The 17,535-nt window shown below is 35.8% G+C and carries 18 protein-coding genes and 1 riboswitch; of the genes, 16 read left to right on the forward strand and 2 right to left on the reverse strand.

The window, feature by feature from the left end; all coding sequences use genetic code 11:
* Nucleotides 1-31: 31 nt before the first annotated feature.
* The 16 genes from BN1066_RS14200 (at nt 32) to BN1066_RS14275 (ending at nt 16,721) form a co-directional block, all read left to right on the forward strand.
* The gene (locus tag BN1066_RS14200) at nt 32-1,816 is read left to right on the forward strand and encodes an acyl-CoA dehydrogenase family protein (RefSeq protein ID WP_077320117.1); all 1,785 of its coding nucleotides are present in this window, start codon (nt 32-34) and stop codon (nt 1,814-1,816) included.
* Nucleotides 1,817-2,315: 499 nt separating this feature from the next.
* Nucleotides 2,316-2,678 carry an arsenate reductase family protein gene (locus BN1066_RS14205; RefSeq protein ID WP_077320118.1) on the forward strand — a complete coding sequence of 121 codons (363 nt, stop codon included), beginning with the start codon at nt 2,316-2,318 and terminating at the stop codon, nt 2,676-2,678.
* Nucleotides 2,679-2,750: 72 nt separating this feature from the next.
* Nucleotides 2,751-3,125, forward strand: a complete 375-nt coding sequence (gene gcvH / locus BN1066_RS14210) for a glycine cleavage system protein GcvH (RefSeq protein WP_077320119.1) — start codon at nt 2,751-2,753, stop codon at nt 3,123-3,125.
* A 254-nt stretch (nt 3,126-3,379) separates the two neighbouring features.
* On the forward strand, nt 3,380-3,736 hold the full coding sequence (locus BN1066_RS14215) for a toprim domain-containing protein (RefSeq protein WP_077320120.1): 357 nt from the start codon (nt 3,380-3,382) through the stop codon (nt 3,734-3,736).
* Between the two features lie 22 nt (nt 3,737-3,758).
* Complete coding sequence (locus BN1066_RS14220; RefSeq protein WP_077320121.1) at nt 3,759-4,076, forward strand: thioredoxin family protein; 318 nt, start codon at nt 3,759-3,761, stop codon at nt 4,074-4,076.
* A 67-nt stretch (nt 4,077-4,143) separates the two neighbouring features.
* A riboswitch (SAM riboswitch) is annotated at nt 4,144-4,254 on the forward strand.
* A 368-nt stretch (nt 4,255-4,622) separates the two neighbouring features.
* The gene (locus tag BN1066_RS14225) at nt 4,623-5,654 is read left to right on the forward strand and encodes a methionine ABC transporter ATP-binding protein (protein WP_077320122.1); all 1,032 of its coding nucleotides are present in this window, start codon (nt 4,623-4,625) and stop codon (nt 5,652-5,654) included.
* On the forward strand, nt 5,644-6,312 hold the full coding sequence (locus tag BN1066_RS14230) for a methionine ABC transporter permease (RefSeq protein ID WP_077320123.1): 669 nt from the start codon (nt 5,644-5,646) through the stop codon (nt 6,310-6,312). The genes BN1066_RS14225 and BN1066_RS14230 overlap by 11 nt, the downstream gene beginning before the upstream one ends.
* A 29-nt stretch (nt 6,313-6,341) precedes the next feature.
* Nucleotides 6,342-7,169, forward strand: coding sequence for a MetQ/NlpA family ABC transporter substrate-binding protein (locus BN1066_RS14235; protein ID WP_077320124.1), 828 nt, complete (start codon nt 6,342-6,344; stop codon nt 7,167-7,169).
* A gap of 200 nt (nt 7,170-7,369) precedes the next feature.
* Nucleotides 7,370-7,540, forward strand: a complete 171-nt coding sequence (locus BN1066_RS20330; protein ID WP_179104332.1) for a YuzK family famiily protein — start codon at nt 7,370-7,372, stop codon at nt 7,538-7,540.
* Between the two features lie 853 nt (nt 7,541-8,393).
* Entirely contained in the window at nt 8,394-9,179 is a 786-nt protein-coding gene (gene sufC / locus BN1066_RS14240; RefSeq protein WP_077320125.1) for a Fe-S cluster assembly ATPase SufC, read from the forward strand.
* Between the two features lie 16 nt (nt 9,180-9,195).
* Nucleotides 9,196-10,503 (forward strand): Fe-S cluster assembly protein SufD, encoded by a 1,308-nt coding sequence (gene sufD / locus BN1066_RS14245; protein WP_077320126.1) that lies wholly within the window; start codon nt 9,196-9,198, stop codon nt 10,501-10,503.
* The gene (locus tag BN1066_RS14250) at nt 10,503-11,714 is read left to right on the forward strand and encodes a cysteine desulfurase (RefSeq protein WP_077320127.1); all 1,212 of its coding nucleotides are present in this window, start codon (nt 10,503-10,505) and stop codon (nt 11,712-11,714) included. Before sufD ends, BN1066_RS14250 begins: the two co-directional genes overlap by 1 nt.
* Complete coding sequence (sufU, locus tag BN1066_RS14255) at nt 11,714-12,154, forward strand: Fe-S cluster assembly sulfur transfer protein SufU (protein ID WP_077320128.1); 441 nt, start codon at nt 11,714-11,716, stop codon at nt 12,152-12,154. The genes BN1066_RS14250 and sufU overlap by 1 nt, the downstream gene beginning before the upstream one ends.
* Before the next feature lie 43 nt (nt 12,155-12,197).
* Nucleotides 12,198-13,595 (forward strand): Fe-S cluster assembly protein SufB, encoded by a 1,398-nt coding sequence (gene sufB / locus BN1066_RS14260; protein WP_077320129.1) that lies wholly within the window; start codon nt 12,198-12,200, stop codon nt 13,593-13,595.
* Between the two features lie 1,827 nt (nt 13,596-15,422).
* Entirely contained in the window at nt 15,423-15,908 is a 486-nt protein-coding gene (locus BN1066_RS14270; RefSeq protein WP_245799796.1) for a spore coat protein, read from the forward strand.
* Nucleotides 15,909-16,175: 267 nt separating this feature from the next.
* On the forward strand, nt 16,176-16,721 hold the full coding sequence (locus tag BN1066_RS14275; RefSeq protein ID WP_077321489.1) for a GNAT family N-acetyltransferase: 546 nt from the start codon (nt 16,176-16,178) through the stop codon (nt 16,719-16,721).
* Nucleotides 16,722-16,910: 189 nt separating this feature from the next.
* On the opposite strand, the gene BN1066_RS21110 is transcribed toward BN1066_RS14275, so the two are convergent.
* A complete protein-coding gene (locus tag BN1066_RS21110; RefSeq protein WP_342745612.1) occupies nt 16,911-17,024 on the reverse strand; it encodes a hypothetical protein in 114 nt (37 codons plus the stop codon).
* A 39-nt stretch (nt 17,025-17,063) separates the two neighbouring features.
* Entirely contained in the window at nt 17,064-17,354 is a 291-nt protein-coding gene (locus BN1066_RS20905; RefSeq protein WP_245799797.1) for a hypothetical protein, read from the reverse strand.
* Between the last annotated feature and the right edge of the window lie 181 nt (nt 17,355-17,535).

Raw genomic sequence — 17,535 nt, forward strand, 5'->3', positions numbered from 1 at the left:
CTATAAATAAGCTAGAAAAGGGGTAGAGAAAATGAGTGAAACAAAGGAAAAAGTATTTAAAGGCGGCGGTTTTTTAGTTGAAGATTTAACGGCAAATGATGTTATTACACCAGAGGATTTTAATGATGAGCATAAAATGATTGCCAAGACAACGGCAGAATTTGTTGCAGGTGAAGTGTTGCCAAAAGTCGATAACTTAGAAAATCATGAGTTTGAATATTCGGTGGAGTTATTGAAAAAAGCAGGAGAACTCGGATTATTGGGTGCGGACATACCTGAAGAATACGGGGGCTTGGCACTTGATAAAATCAGTTCTTCTTTGATCACCGAAAAATTTGCACGTGCGGGCGGTTTTTCTGTCACGCATGGTGCACATGTTGGTATTGGTACATTACCAATCGTATTCTTCGGAAGTGATAAGCAAAAAAAGAAGTATTTGCCAAAGCTTGCGACGGGTGAATTGCTAGCTGCATATGCATTAACAGAGCCTGGTTCAGGGTCAGATGCTTTAGGAGCAAAAGCAACAGCAAAGTTAAATGATGCTGGAACACATTATATTCTAAATGGGGAAAAGCAGTGGATTACGAACTCTGCATTTGCAGATGTATTTATTGTCTACGCTAAAATTGATGGGGAACATTTTTCAGCATTTATTGTTGAAAGAGAATTTCCGGGCGTTTCAACTGGACCTGAAGAAAAGAAGATGGGAATAAAAAGTTCTTCTACACGTACTTTAATTTTAGAAGATGCTGAGGTTCCGGTTGAAAATTTACTGGGTGAAAAAGGACGCGGACACATCATTGCATTTAATATTTTAAATGTGGGTCGTTATAAGCTGGCAATTGGTGGTGTCGGCGGGGCTAAAATAGGTTTGGAATTAGCAACCAAATATGTGAATGAACGTAAACAATTTAATCAGCCGATTTCCAGCTTTTCATTAACACAGGAAAAGCTGGCTACGATGGCTAGTGAAACGTATGCTAATGAGAGTGCTGTTTATCGTACGGTTGGTTTATTTGAGCAGCGGATGGGTGCACTTACAGAGGAACAACTAAATGATGGGAGAGAGGTTGCTAGAGCAATTGCTGAGTACCAAATTGAATGTTCCATGAACAAATATATGTGTACGGAGTTGCTTGATTATGTAGCAGATGAAGCTGTACAATTACATGGCGGCTATGGATTTATGCAAGAGTATGAAGTTGAGCGTATGTACCGCGATTCACGAATTAACCGTATCTTTGAGGGAACGAACGAAATAAACCGTTTGCTAGTTCCTGGCACACTATTGAAAAAAGCATTAAAAGGTGAGCTGCCACTTTTACAAAAAGCTCAAAGCCTGCAAGAAGAATTAATGATGCTTATGCCAGAAGAAGTAGGTACGGAAACATTGGAACAAGAAAAGTATTTATTAAAAAATGCGAAGAAAATTGTATTAATGGTCGCTGGGTTAGCGGCGCAAAAGTATATGCAGCAGATCGAAAAGGAGCAAGAGATTCTAGTAAACTTGGCTGATATGGTTGCTGAAGTTTACAATATGGAGTCTGCCATCCTTCGTACCGAAAAGGCAATACAAAAAACAGGGAAAGAAAAGAATAAGCAGAAGCTCCTTTACACACAAGTTTATGTTCAAGAAGCATTTAACCGAATTGAAGCGGATGCAAAAGAAACATTAATCGCTGTAGAAGAAGGAGATACATTACGAATGTTGCTTTCTTCTTTACGCAAACTAACAAGACACACACCTGTAAACGTTATAGCGAAAAAGCGCGAGATTGCTGCTGTAATTATTGAAGAAGAAAAATATGTACTGTAAAACAGAAAGAAAAGCTGCTGCCTTTTAGAAGACAGCAGCTTTTTTACATGTGTAAAAATTTGAAATGAATTGGTGTCGAATATCGATTTTAAGCTTTATGTATAAGCGAGGGATTAGTTCTAAAAGCTAAGTTTCGCTGTATACGCTTTTTAAAATTAAATGCAAGAAGTACCAAGATTTCATTATTTGTCATTTCATTCGTATTTTCGTTCATGATTTTGCTATAATAATAGTATATGTTCAAAAAGAAGATAAAAATAACCGAAACATTTTAGTCGACACTGTTTCAACAAGTAAAATGGCATTTGATATATGCATAGTATAGAAACAGAGACAAGGGAAAGCCGTTCCCTTTTTTACACTATAGGAAAGTATAAAACCTTATGGTTATAAGAAAAACGGTAGCTTTCGCCATAAAGACTTGACGACAAGCCAAGTTTTTCTAATCTGACTTTTTGAGCATCCTTTTGTAGTTAATGATGAAAGGGAGGTTTTAACAATGACGTTAACCTTTTATTGGTACCCAAATTGTGGAACATGTAAAAAAGCAAAAAAGTGGCTCGATGATAAAGAAATAAGCTATGAGCCAATACATATTGTGGAAAGTCCGCCAAGTAAAAATGAACTCCTTACACTCATCGATAAAAGCGGGTTACCCGCAAAAAAATTTTTCAATACGAGTGGTAAAAAGTATCGAGAACTGAATATAAAAGATAAGATTAAAGACGCAACAGACGAAGAAATGGCAGAAATATTAGCCTCGGATGGCATGTTAATTAAACGACCAATTGTAACGGATGGTTCGAAGGTAACCGTGGGATTTAAGGAAGACATGTTTGAAGAAAATTGGCTGGCTGAATGAAAAAAGAAATACTGGATAAAAATTGATTAACCTTGTATAGTGAAAGTGGAGTAAACTTTTGGAGGGATAAACGTGAGCGTACCAAAGGAACTATTATATTCAAAAGAACATGAATGGGTAAAAAAAGAAGATGGAAAAGTAAGAATTGGAATTACAGATTTTGCTCAAGATGAACTTGGTGATATCGTATTTGTAGAGCTTCCTGAGCCTGGTGATGAATTGGAAATAAATGAGCCATTTGGCAGTGTTGAATCTGTGAAAACGGTTTCCGAACTGTATGCGCCAATTAGTGGAAAGGTTGTCGAAGTAAATGAAGAGCTAGAAGACAGCCCGGAACTTGTTAATGAGTCTCCGTATGAAAAAGCATGGATGGTAGTCGTAGAGCCGACAAGTGAACTGGATGACTTATTAACTGCTGAAGCATACGAAGAAATGATAAGTGAATAATAAAACAAAGAATAATAGCTGATGTGCAAAGGATTGCAATCAGCTTTTTAATATAGAAATTTTACCAAAGGCAATCAATCACTAAATAGCTGTGTTTCACCATATAATAAAAAGCGAATGTACAATTTGGTAGAGAAAATAAAGGGAATATGCGCTAATTAGGCAAATGGACCGTTTGGTTTCATAAATGATTACTCACCTTCTAATGCAAGAAGTGAAAGCATATCGCTTGATTTCCCAAGGAGTGCTATGTGATGATACCAGATGAATCAGAAAAAATTTTAATTGTCGAAGGGTTAACAGATAAAAAGCAAGTAAATAAAGTTATAACAGAGGATTTAACGATTGTTTGTACAAATGGAACACTTGGTATAGAACGGTTTGATCAATTGTTAGAGGATTACCAGCTAGATGAAAAGGATGTATATATTTTCGTTGATGAAGATCCTTCTGGAATAAAGCTGCGCAAACAGTTAGCTAGAGAATTGCCACATGCAAAGCATCTGCATATTAGCAGTGAATACCGAGAAGTAGCAACAACCCCTGAGAATATTTTAGCTCAAGTACTGGTAAGCAAAAGCATTGCTGTTAATCCGATTTTCTTGATTTAACTCTTATTAAAAAGGTGATCGTTTGCAACAGGTAACGAAAGAACAATTACAAAAAGATAATTATTTGCTTTATATATTCACTCCATTTTGCGGGACATGTCATGTTGCTAGAGGCATGCTTAAAAAAATTGAAGCAATGCAACAGCAGGAGATTTTCATCGAAATGAATGCATCTTTTTACCCCGATTTTATGCAGAATTACCAAATTCAAAGCGTTCCATGCTTACTCATTAAAAAAGATGGAGAAATAATGGAGAAAATCTATGCATTTAAAAATATAGCAAATATTTATCACTATTTAATAATGTATAGACCGGAAATATTCACTCATAAAAAATAAGAAATACGTTGACAGAGTTAACGAGAGCATGCTATTATATGGTTTATTCAAATTAAATATTGTTTAACTCTTATCTTGAGCGGTGGAGGGACTGGCCCAGTGAACCCGCGGCAACCTTCAAACTTCTTTGTTTGAAAGGTGCTAATTCCTGCAAAGCTTTAGCTTTGATAGATGAGGGGACATAAATGACAAACATACGTCTTTCTGTTCTCTTACAGAAAGGCGTTTTTATTTCACTATAGGAAAGTATAAAGTTTTTTAGGTTTATCCCGCATGTAAGTTGCCGTAAGACAAAATCTTGAGTTGATGCAAAGGGCCTAAGTGGGAGAAAACGGCACCTAAATGCCCGATTCGTTTAAGGGCCTTTAGGTCATACCCTTGCGGTACTAATATTCAGTAGGAGAGGGAAGCAAACTCCTACTGAATGAGTTTCACTTTATAGTATAAGAAAAACTATAGCTTTCGCTAAAGACTTGGCGACAAGCCAAGTTTTTCTAAGCCACATAGAGCATAATAAGTACGATGCGAAAAGAAGGAGGAGTAGGCGTGATATCGATTGAGGGTTTGAGTAAGATTTTTACTGCAAACAAGACAAAAACAACAGCTGTTGATGATTTAACCCTTTCGATTGATCAAGGAGATATCTTTGGTGTTATCGGTTATAGTGGTGCTGGAAAGAGTACCTTTGTCCGTCTCTTAAACCGTCTCGAAGAACCAACAAGTGGGCGAATTTTTATCAATGATCAAGAAATTACAGCACTCAGTAAGAATAAATTACGGGTAGCTAGACAGGATATAGGAATGGTGTTTCAACATTTTAATTTGCTTTGGTCACGTACGGTAGAAGACAATATTGCATTTCCGCTAGAAATTGCTGGTATTGGCAAGGAAGAAAGAAAAAAACGAGTTCAATCATTAATTGATTTAGTCGGGCTAACAGGAAAAGAAAAGGCTTATCCTGCGCAATTAAGCGGCGGACAGAAGCAACGTGTTGGTATTGCACGCGCATTAGCAAACAAGCCTTCTGTGCTGCTTTGTGACGAAGCAACATCTGCTTTAGATCCTGAAACGACAAATTCAATATTGGAATTATTAGTAGATATTAACAAGCAATTAGGTTTAACGATTATTTTAATTACTCATGAAATGCATGTTATTCGGAAGATTTGTAAAAACGTTGCTGTGATGGAAAATGGGAAAATTGTTGAAAAAGGAAATGTGTTAAATGTGTTTTCTCAACCTAAAAGTCCAGTTACCCAAAAATTCGTTCAACAAATCATGGGATACGATGAAGAAGATTATGATTTAGACTATCTAATCAATACGTATAAGCATGGAAAAATAATCAGATTGCATTTTGTCGGCGAGACGACAAATGATGCCTTAATCAGCAAACTGGTTAAAACATATGATATCGAGATTAGTATTCTACAAGGAAAGATTACTCGTACTCAGGCTGGTGCATACGGAACACTATTTATTCAAATGAGTGGCGATCCAGATGAGGTAACAGAGGCAATCATCTATGTGCAAAATGAAACCTCAGTCGAATTGGAGGTTGTACGTGATGCTGACTGAATTGTTTCCAACCATAAAAATAGAAGATTTTGCAGTTGCAACCTATGAAACATTTTATATGACGATTATCGCATTATTCGGTACGTTCATCTTTGGGATACTATTAGGATTATTATTATTTCTCACGAGTAAAGACGGGCTGTGGGAAAATAAAATGATTAACTTTATTACTGCCACGTTTGTAAATGTGTTTCGAGCTATCCCGTTTATTATCTTAATCCTATTGCTGTTCCCATTTACAAACTTGTTAGTTGGTACCACTCGGGGGCCAAACGCTGCTTTACCTGCACTCATCATTGGTGCTGCCCCATTCTATGGCAGGTTGGTTGAGATAGCTTTACGAGAAGTAGATAAAGGAGTAGTAGAAGCAGCAAAAGCGATGGGCGCAAAAACCAGAACCATTATTTTTAAAGTGCTCTTGCCAGAATCCATGCCAGCTTTAGTATCAGGAATTACAGTTACCGCGATTGCTTTAATTGGTTATACAGCAATGGCAGGTGCAATCGGTGCAGGTGGACTTGGAAGCTATGCTTATTATTCTGGCTTTCAGCGAAGAGATTTTGATATCGTATTGATCTGTTCGATACTTATTGTCATCATTGTCTTCCTATTTCAGTTTATTGGCGATTTTATCACTCGAAAATTAGATAAAAGATAACAATCACAGAAGAATAAGGAGCGAAAAGAATGAAAAAGATAATTATTTCCGTTTTGTTAGTAATTGGTTTAGGAACTGTGTTAGCGGCTTGTGGGAATGATAAGGAGGCATCTGATAAAAATACGATAAAGGTCGGAGCATCCAGTGTTCCGCATGCTGAGATTTTAGAAGAGGCAAAGCCGATATTAGAAAAAGAAGGTATTACATTAGAAATTCAAGAATATGAGGATTATGTATTACCAAATGATGATTTAGCAAGCGGAAAATTAGATGCGAATTATTTTCAACATATACCATTTCTAAAACAGACCATTAGTGATACAGGATATGAGTTAGATTATATTGATGGAATCCATATCGAGCCAATTGGTGTTTATTCAAAGGGAATAAAGAGTGTAGATAAAATTCCTGATGGGACAGAAGTCATTTTGAGTAACTCTGTACCTGATCACGGTCGTGTACTCACTTTATTCGAAAAACAAGGACTAATTAAACTGAATGAATCTGTTGAAAAGTCAGCAGCAACAATTGATGATATTGTAGAAAATCCAAAAAACTTAAAATTTACCCCTAAATATGAGGCAGCAATGCTTCCGGAATTTTACGAAACAGAAGAAAATGCATTAGTCGTAATCAATACAAACTATGCGATCGGTGCCGGGCTAAAACCGACAAAAGACGGTTTGTTTATTGAAGATGAGGATTCTCCATACGTGAATGTACTCGCAGTAAAAAAAGAAGATAAGGATAACCAAGCATTAAATAAGCTAGTGGAAGTATTACAATCTGAAAAAATTCAGAAGTTTATTGAAGAAAAATACGAAGGTGCGGTTGTACCAGTAGGCGGGAAAAAATAGTTGAAAGTAAGTCAGCGTATATAATCGTGAGTGACCGTATCTTTATGAACCGAATGGATTTCATTTCATGTAACAGAAAATAAGCAATGATATGTGCTATTATACGTTTAAATCCACTTTGTGCAGGGAACTTGTTCTGTGTTAGGCTATTGAATGTAAGAAACAAGAAAGGATGATTCCCTATTAATAGTGGAATAAAAATGAATTACACTTTGGAAATGGAAAAAGCCATGCAGCAGTCACATCATATTGGCTATGCCGAATATGAACGAAAGCTTGATAAGCGTATGGCAGTTGAAAGGAAACGTCAGAGAGAACATCGGAAGTGTAAACATTTCGCTGCTGAGTATAATCATCAGCTTTATGGATAGTTAGCTATAGATTGAAAAAGCTTCGATAGATAAATGGCAAAGAACGGCGCTTATGTGAGATGAAAGCATAAGTGCCTTTTCCTTTACCTGGAAAACGATATCTGTTTTTGCAAGGTGGATATCTTTGTATGGCATTTATCCATATTCCACTTCGGGACTTTGTGATTATCAAAAAAGGTAAAAGGACCTAGAAGTTCGACGCGGTGAAGTGTCGAGTAGCTAGAGTGTATGCAGTACAGATACATAAGCACTAGTGAAGCTTCCTCGAAACACATTCTCACGCAGGAAAAGGGGATACCAGAGAAACAAGTCAATAAAGAAAATTTGGCTAGCAGCAAGCGAAGCACAGACGATAGCCTAGTTGACTTATACTTAGAACTTAAAAATTTTTAACTACGTTGAATGAAACTTCAATGCTAAAATTTTATCCGTTCTAACGTACGAAGAAATTCGATGTGTTATTTTTAGTGACTTTTTGAGAACAACCTCTATTAAAGGTTATTTCGCCACTTCCGTGGGGTGGTCCATCTCCGCGTCAGAGTTATAACGCTTACTTGATGCTAAGCAAGGGAACTTTTGCTGATTTTACATACATGATACATAGGGCCGAATGAGAATATGACACGGAAAATAAGAAAATAAAGCATTGCTTTAGAAGATAAATAGTGTTTGGTGTATACTTAAGTTTAATGATATGCTAAGTTTACTAGAATTAATCGTAATTGGTTTCACATTTAAAAGAGTTGATAATAAATTCGAAATGCTTTAAGATTGTAATGAGAATAAAATGAGAATGAATATCACATTCATTTTCAATGTGATAATAAAAATAACAGTAGTTGGAGGTATAAATATGGCTGGATCAACTTTAGAAATTAAGAATCTGCATGTTTCAATTGAAGACAAGGAGATACTTAAAGGTGTCGACCTTACTATAAAAGGTGGAGAGTTCCATGCAGTTATGGGGCCAAATGGGACGGGAAAATCCACACTAGCTTCAGCGATTATGGGGCATCCTAAATATGAAGTTACAGAAGGGTCCATTTTATTAGACGGAAAAGATGTCTTGGAAATGGAAGTTGATGAACGTGCCCGAGCAGGTTTATTCTTGGCCATGCAATATCCTAGTGAAATTAGTGGGGTGACAACTTCCGATTTTCTTCGTTCTTCTATTAATGCTCGTCGTGGAGAAGGAAATGAAATTTCGTTAATGAATTTTATTAAGGAAATGGACAGTGTATTAGATTATCTCGAAATCGATAAGAATATGGCACAAAGATACTTAAATGAAGGGTTCTCGGGTGGAGAGAAAAAACGTAATGAAATTCTGCAATTAATGTTGCTAAAACCGGAAATTGCAATTTTGGATGAAATTGATTCCGGTTTAGATATTGATGCATTAAGAATTGTATCTAAAGGTATCAATAAGCTTCGTGATGATAACTTTGGTTGCTTAATTATTACCCACTACCAACGTTTATTAAACTACATTACTCCGGATTATGTACATGTTATGATGCAAGGTCGTATTGTTAAATCTGGCGGACCAGAACTAGCAAAACGATTGGAATCAGAAGGTTATGAGTGGATCAAAGAAGAACTCGGTATTGAAGACGAAACAGTGGAGCAAAACGCATAAGGCAAGGAGGGATACAATGACTGTAGAAACAAAACTGCCATACGATAAAGAATATATTGAACAGTTTTCCAAAGAAAGAAATGAGCCTGCATGGATGTTGGAGTTACGTGTTCAAGCTTTAGAACAGGCTGATACATTGGAATTGCCAAAGCCGGATAAAACAAAGATTGGCAAATGGAATTTTACGGAATTTAAGCATACTGCAACGGGTGAAGAAATTACATCATTAAACCAACTGCCTACTGAAATACAGGAGTTTTTAGATCAGGATAATTTACCTGAAAACCTGATTATCCAACGTAATCATTCCATAGCTCATAGTAAGCTGAGCAAGGATTTGCAAGATAAAGGCGTTATCTTTACTGATATTTTTACCGCTTTACAAAAACACGAAGACTTAGTGAAAAAATTTTATATGAAGGATGCTGTAGCGGTTGATGAGCATCGCTTAACTGCCTTGCATGCTGCTTTAATGAATGGCGGAGTGTTTGTTTATATCCCTAAAAACGTGATCATAGAGGCTCCGTTACAAACCATTTTTTGGCAGGAAGATCCTGAAGTGGCAATGTTTAATCATGTTCTAGTTGTAGCTGATGAGGGAAGCTCTTTAACATATGTGGAAAACTATTTCTCACATAACGCAAAAGAAGCAACCGTTGCAAATATCGTAACAGAAGTCATCGCACATGATAATGCTAAAATTTCATTTGGCGCTGTTGATAACTTTGCTGCAGGAACGACAGCATATAACAACCGTCGCGGCGTTGCATATCGAGATGCAACGATTGACTGGGCTTTAGGACAAATGAATGATGGAAATACGGTTTCTGAAAACATAACGTTTTTAATGGGAGAAAACTCATTATCAAATGCAAAAACAGTTTCCGTCGGACGAGGTAAGCAAACACAGAATTTTACCGCTAAAATTGTGCATCATGGCAAAAATTCAGAAGGCTACATTCTTCAACATGGGGTGATGAAGGATAAAGCTACTTCGATTTTTAACGGCATTGGTAAAATTGAACATGGTGCTTCGAAAGCAAATGCAGAGCAGGAATCCCGTGTTCTTATGCTAAGTGATAAGGCTCGCGGAGATGCTAACCCAATTCTGTTAATTGATGAAGATGATGTAACAGCCGGTCACGCTGCGTCTGTTGGTAGAGTTGATCCGTTACAGCTTTATTACTTGATGAGTCGAGGCATTACAAAAGATGAGGCGGAGCGCCTAATTATTCACGGCTTCTTAGCACCAGTTGTTAATCAATTGCCAATTGAAGCAGTGAAAAATCAATTGACTCAAGTCATTGAAAGGAAGGTATATTAATGGATGTAAAAGCCATTCGTGAGCAATTTCCTATTCTAAATCAGGAAGTGAATGGCCATCCTTTTGTCTATTTAGATTCTTCAGCTACATCGCAGAAACCAATTCAAGTGATGGAAGCTGTAGATAACTATTATCGAACATATAATTCCAATGTTCATCGTGGTGTGCATACACTTGGTACAAAAGCAACTACCGCATATGAGGGTGCTAGAGATAAGGTTCGCCGGTTTATAAATGCAGATAGCACAAAAGAAATTATCTTCACAAGAGGAACCACTACTGCGATTAATACAGTTGCTTCCAGTTATGCACGAGCTAACTTAAAAGCTGGGGATGAGATTGTAATTACACCAATGGAACATCATAGTAATATCATCCCTTGGCAGCAAGCTGCCAAAGCCACTGGTGCTTCATTAAAATATATTCCGTTACAAGAGGATGGAACGATCCGTTTAGAAGATGTAAGGAAAACTGTTACGAAGCAAACAAAAATAGTTGCAATCGCACATGTTTCTAATGTTTTAGGCACGATCAACCCGATCAAAGAAATAGCTGATATTGCCCATGAGCATGGTGCAGTAATTATAGTTGATGGTGCACAGGGTGCTCCTCACATGAAGATTGATGTAAAAGCTTTAAATTGCGATTTTTATGCTTTTTCCGGCCATAAGATGGCAGCTCCGACTGGAATCGGTGTGCTTTATGGAAAGAAAGAAATACTTGAACAGATGGAGCCGGTGGAGTTTGGTGGGGAAATGATCGATTTCGTACATCTATATGAATCCACATGGAAAGAGTTGCCGTGGAAGTTTGAAGCTGGTACACCGATTATTGCTGGAGCGATTGGTTTAGGGGCAGCAATCGATTTTCTTCAGGAAATCGGTATGGATAAAATTACAGAGCATGAGCAAAAGCTTGCTGATTATGCCATGGAGCAGTTAAGAACGATTGAAGGAATAAGAATCTATGGTCCGGAGCATCGGGCAGCACTAGTGACGTTTAATCTGGATGACATCCACCCGCATGATACAGCTACAGTACTAGATGCAGAAGGAATAGCTGTACGGGCAGGACATCACTGTGCACAGCCATTAATGCGTTGGCTTGAAGTTACTGCAACGGCACGTGCAAGCTTTTATCTGTATAATACGAAAGAAGATGTAGATCGACTAGTAGATGGACTTCGGAAGACAAAGGAGTATTTTTGGTAATGGCTTTAAATAACCTAGATACGCTATACAGGCAAGTAATTATGGATCATTATAAAAGCCCGCGAAATAAAGGAAGTTTAGATGGGGACGTTTTAAGTGTCGATATGAATAACCCTACTTGTGGAGATCGGATCCAGCTACATTTACAAGTGGCCGATGGCATTGTAAAAGATGCAAAGTTTGAAGGAGAAGGTTGCTCCATCAGCATTGCCTCAGCTTCGATGATGACACAGGCAATTAAAGGGTTAGAGTTGGAGAAGGCACTAAAAATGTCCAACATTTTTTCTAAAATGATGATGGGTGAGAAGGTTGATACGGAAGGACTAGATTTAGGAGATATTGAGGCCCTACAAGGGGTAGCAAAATTTCCAGCACGTATCAAATGTGCAACTCTTTCGTGGAAAGCCATGGAAAAAGGCGTTAAAGAAAACAGGAAGTAAAAATTCCGAAAAGATTTCATTTTAACCTAAGGAGGGTTTATGAATGGCTAAAAATATGCCAGAAATCGAAGAGTATAAATATGGATTTCGCGATCGTGACGTCTCGGTCTTTCGTTCAGGCAAAGGGCTAACCCGCGAAGTGGTTGAAGAAATTTCTAGAATGAAAGAAGAACCGCAATGGATGCTTGATTATCGTCTTAAAGCCCTTGAGCACTTTTATGAGCGTCCAATGCCACAATGGGGCGGAGATCTGTCCGAGTTAAACTTTGATGAAATTGTTTACTATGTAAAACCATCAGAAAAACAAGGAAGAACTTGGGATGAAGTTCCGGAAGAAATTAAACGGACTTTTGATAAACTGGGAATTCCTGAAGCCGAACAAAAATATTTGGCAGGTGTATCTGCTCAGTACGAATCAGAAGTTGTTTACCACAGCCTAAAAGAAGACCTGGAAGAACTCGGAATCGTATTTAAAGATACAGATACAGCTTTAAAAGAAAACGAAGAACTGTTTAAAGAATATTTTGGTAAAGTTATTCCAGCAACGGATAATAAATTCGCAGCATTAAATTCTGCTGTTTGGTCTGGCGGCTCATTTATTTATGTGCCAAAAGGGGTAAAGACCACAACACCACTCCAAGCATATTTCCGAATTAATTCAGAAAACATGGGACAATTTGAAAGAACATTAATCATCGTGGATGAAGGTGCTTCTGTCCATTATGTAGAAGGATGTACAGCACCTATTTATACAACAAACTCATTGCACAGTGCCGTTGTTGAGATCTTTGTTAAAAAAGATGGATACTGCCGATATACAACCATCCAAAACTGGGCAAATAATGTATATAACCTAGTTACAAAACGTGCAACCTGTGATGAGAATGCCACAATGGAATGGATCGATGGTAACATTGGTTCGAAAATAACAATGAAATATCCTGCTGTTCTTCTAAAAGGTGAGGGTGCTCGAGGATTAACTCTATCCATTGCGCTTGCTGGTAAAGGACAACTACAGGATGCTGGTGCCAAAATGCATCATTTAGCACCAAACACATCCTCATCCATTGTTTCTAAATCCATCTCTAAACATGGTGGCAAAGTAACGTATCGCGGTCTGGTACATTTTGGACGTAAAGCAACAGGCGCACGCTCCAATATCGAGTGTGATACGTTAATTATGGATAATGAATCAACTTCTGATACAATTCCATACAACGAAATCAATAACGACAATATTTCATTGGAACACGAAGCAAAAGTTTCCAAGGTATCTGAAGAACAACTATTCTATTTGATGAGCCGTGGCTTATCTGAACAAGAAGCTACAGATATGATTGTAATGGGCTTTATTGAACCATTTACAAGAGAGCTACCAATGGAATACGCCGTAGAAATGAACCGTTTGATCAGCTTCGAGATGGAAGGAAGTATTGGTTAAGGCTTTATATCAACGTATTTATGAGAGTGTGAGGAATAACACCCACAATTCACCATAATTTATTGATTAATTTAATTACTGCTGATACATTTTTATTGCATCAACGTCTATTTTCTAAGTGATGTGCAATTATGTATCAGCAGTTTTTTTATGCTTGCACTTTAATCAAGAAAGTAAAAAGTAGCATTTATTTCAAATGACTATGATAAGTTACATGCTATTTTACAAATAAAGGATGACGAATTTCAAATACATCCGAGATGGAATGTGAACTTTTTGGTTCATGAAAGTCAAATGACAATCAATCATAGTGAACCAGAATAACTGATAAAACTGTGTTGTGAAATTCTTGCTGAAAGCTGAATGAGTTATTTTTTCCTGAGTATGGGTACCGGATTTATACCTTATAATTTTTGCATTTATTCATACGTTAATGTATTTAAATTTTTAGTTCTTATAAAAACTGTCATAGAAGCGGAAGCGTAACCCTATATAGAGAAAACCTCATCCCTCATCTCAAAATCCATTACTTTTTTGGGATTCTCTTGAAAGTTTTTCTATTCCTAAAACATTTTAATAACTTTTATACTTTTAGTATAATGCTACTTAAAAGGGATTGAATTTATTACTAATTGAGACGAGAAGAGAAGGCAATCAAGGATTTTGTGTAGGGGAAATATCATGGTTGAAAACTCGTTTTGATTATTAAAAATTCAATTCAAAGGAGAATGATAAATTGAAAAAAATTATTATATTTTCGATCAGCTTTATATTGCTATTTTTGCTATTTCAGGTTTCAGCTGGTTTACTTCTTACATTAATTTACGCTCCAGACATAACAGAGACTTGGAATATAAATGCTAATTTATCTCAGACAGTTGTTTTAAAAAGTTCTTCTTTTTTGATTCCATTATTATTTACTTTGCTTTCTGCACTAATAGCTTATTTTATCTCGAAAAAATTCGTGTAGAATCTAGACAAAAGCGATTTTTATTTAAGAAAGTGGATTGATGAAATGATCAAAGGTATACGTAGTTTTATTTTCTTTGATGATTTTAATTTTTCTACTGTCACTTGTAATCGATCTATTATATATGGAGTTATATATTTTAAATGTTTTATTTATGTCATATGCTCTTATTTTACATTACAAATATTTACAGAAGGAATATTAAATGTTGCCACATGAATGGTTTCATTAGCCTATCGTGCTCTTTTTGTTCATTGAATTACCTTAATATTTTAAATATTAAAGTGAAGTTGCTAATGCTAAAAAGTAGAGATTGGACTAGTTTAAGACTACTACGTCTTATATCTTCATCAGCTCTTGTATTTAATTTATTCTTTGTCAAACCAGATGTTCAGGAATAGTTTGTATTTTTGTGATTCATTTGTGTAATAAAGCAATTCACCAATTTGTTATATATAAAGTTATGAATGATTATCATTTTTATAGATTCATTTATTTTCTTTTGGTCATTAATTGTTTTAGCTATGAGGCAGATAGTTTACTTACTATAGTATTGTGTACAATTTAGAATGGTTTGCTAGTTTAAAAAAATAACAAATAGACAAAAGAAAGAATACTAATTCTGGTTCTTAATTATTAAAAAAATAGGAGCAGTAAAACGACACAGCAATTGCAACAAGGGCAGCAGGCAAGGAAAACAGCATACAAACTCAAGCTGTACAACAGGCAATAGTCCAACGTAAATCAAATGCAGTACAACAATTACAGTTTTCTCAAAATATTATGGATATGAGTTAAGAACCCATTTTCTTTTTAATTCATATACTAGAAGTGAATATAAGAAAAGGAGAATGGTTATGTCTGATCATCCAAAAACGCTTGCATGGCATGAAACACTTGAAATTCATGAATTAGTTGCATTTCAGTCCATCGGTTTAATGAAGTTGAAAAAAGCAGTAAATCAGGGAATTCGAGATAAAAAGCTATATAATATTTACTTGCGAACCATTGACGAATTGGAAATGAATTTGAGGGAGCTTTTGAAATTTTATCCATATGCACCACATCCGGGAGAGTCAAGTGATTACCGTACAGATGATAGTTTCTTAGCTGGGGATTTACTAAGCTTTTCCAAAGCAGCTGTTCGAAATTATGCTATTGCAATTACAGAAACTGCTACACCAGCAGTAAGAGAAATTCTTAAGGAACAATTAAATAAAGCAATTGACTCCCACGAGCGTATCTTCACTTATATGTATCGCAAAGGTTTATATCCAGCTTATGATCTAAATAAAATATTACAAAATGATATAAAGCTTGCTAATAAAGCATTATCCATGTAGAGATGATTACTTTATACAATAAACGGGAAATAAAAATTGAATTAACAAACGCTAGGCAACAGCTCATTGTAGAAAGATACATATGAGCTGTTTATTTTTTAAAAAATAATTCATAATCAAATCTTCATTACGAGCTTTTTAAGTGCTAACTATATAATTTGGTTTGTCCCTCATGAAATATTTTAAAAGTTAATCTATTGTACTATATGGTTAAATACGTTAACTTAGTGTATAATCAAATAAAATTAAAATTTTCAGGTGGGGGAGATACAAATAAGAGGGGAATCAGTCTATTTAAGGACTATCATTAAACAGGATATGTTGAGTTTTTATCAAGCTGTTCAAGATGAAGAAATAAGGTATATGACGGGAACGAAAAATATATTTTCGTTAGAACAACTGTATGAACACTATGATCGAATAAGCAGTGATAAAACACGCTATGATTTTGCAATTTGTTTGGTAAGTGATGATCAAATAATTGGTGATTTATCTATCTTAGATATTGAACAAACGGATCGCAAAGCAGGGTTCAGGATTTCCTTACATAATCAAAACTACTTCAATAAAGGTTATGGTACGGAAGCTGTTCAACTAGCCCTTGCCTTTGTTTTTGAAAAAATCAATCTCAATAGGCTACAACTAGAAGTTTATTCTCATAATATACGTGGTATGAAGTCCTATGAGAAAGCAGGATTTAAACGAGAAGGAGTTATTAGAGAGTCTATCTTGTTAAATGATGTCTATTTTGATGAAATCATTATGGGAATGTTGCAAAAAGAATATTATCAAATAAAAAACGGAACAAAATAGTAAATCAAGAGCGGTTATAGTAGTCATGTGTTAGCGCTGTTTTAAGGCACAAGTAGAAAAAACGAAGCCTTGGTAAACATCCATATTTACCAAGGCTTCGTTTAATCCATTCCTTTCTTAAGAGGCTAAAAATGCAGATGTCATAAAATTGTCCAAATCTGAAGAATTCCTTCCTTAGAACACCTTCTTTTATAAAACCACATTTTTCATAAGAGCGAATGCTGGTTTATGAAAGCTAAATACTTGTAGTTTTATCTTATAAACGTTTATATAATGGAAAATGAATGAAATTAAGGTGCGCATTGCGTCTGTGCCTAAACCTTTTCGTTGCCACGCTTCGCTTCACCAATGAAATTTCAACATGGCATGTACTATTTTTCCAATTAATCTTAAAATTCCTTTTATCCTTTTTTCAAAAACTCCAAATATGAATGTTTCTTTTCTTCCACTAATACCTTGAAACAAGGTAGTCTGATCTTCAGATGTGCTCGGAAACAGGATATTGTCATTAGCTAGCAGTAATGAAATTGTTTCGTTATCGATTTTTACAAAAGTACTTAACTCATTTAGTGACATTGGTTGTAATGTAATCTTTTCCCCATTAAGAAACGCGTCAAAGTATTTCTTTATCATCATTAATCCCCTTTATTTAAGGGTTGCAGTATGGAGAAACAACCCAATGATTAGTTGTTAAAATAAGTTCTTTACTGCAATTTTCAATAACATATATTCACACATCCTTCTTTGTAATTAATACTATTATAATAGTGTTTATCTTCTAAAAGTACAACAACAGCAGTTTTTATCGTGCAAA

Source organism: Virgibacillus proomii, from assembly GCF_900162615.1.
Taxonomy (GTDB): domain Bacteria; phylum Bacillota; class Bacilli; order Bacillales; family Amphibacillaceae; genus Virgibacillus; species Virgibacillus proomii.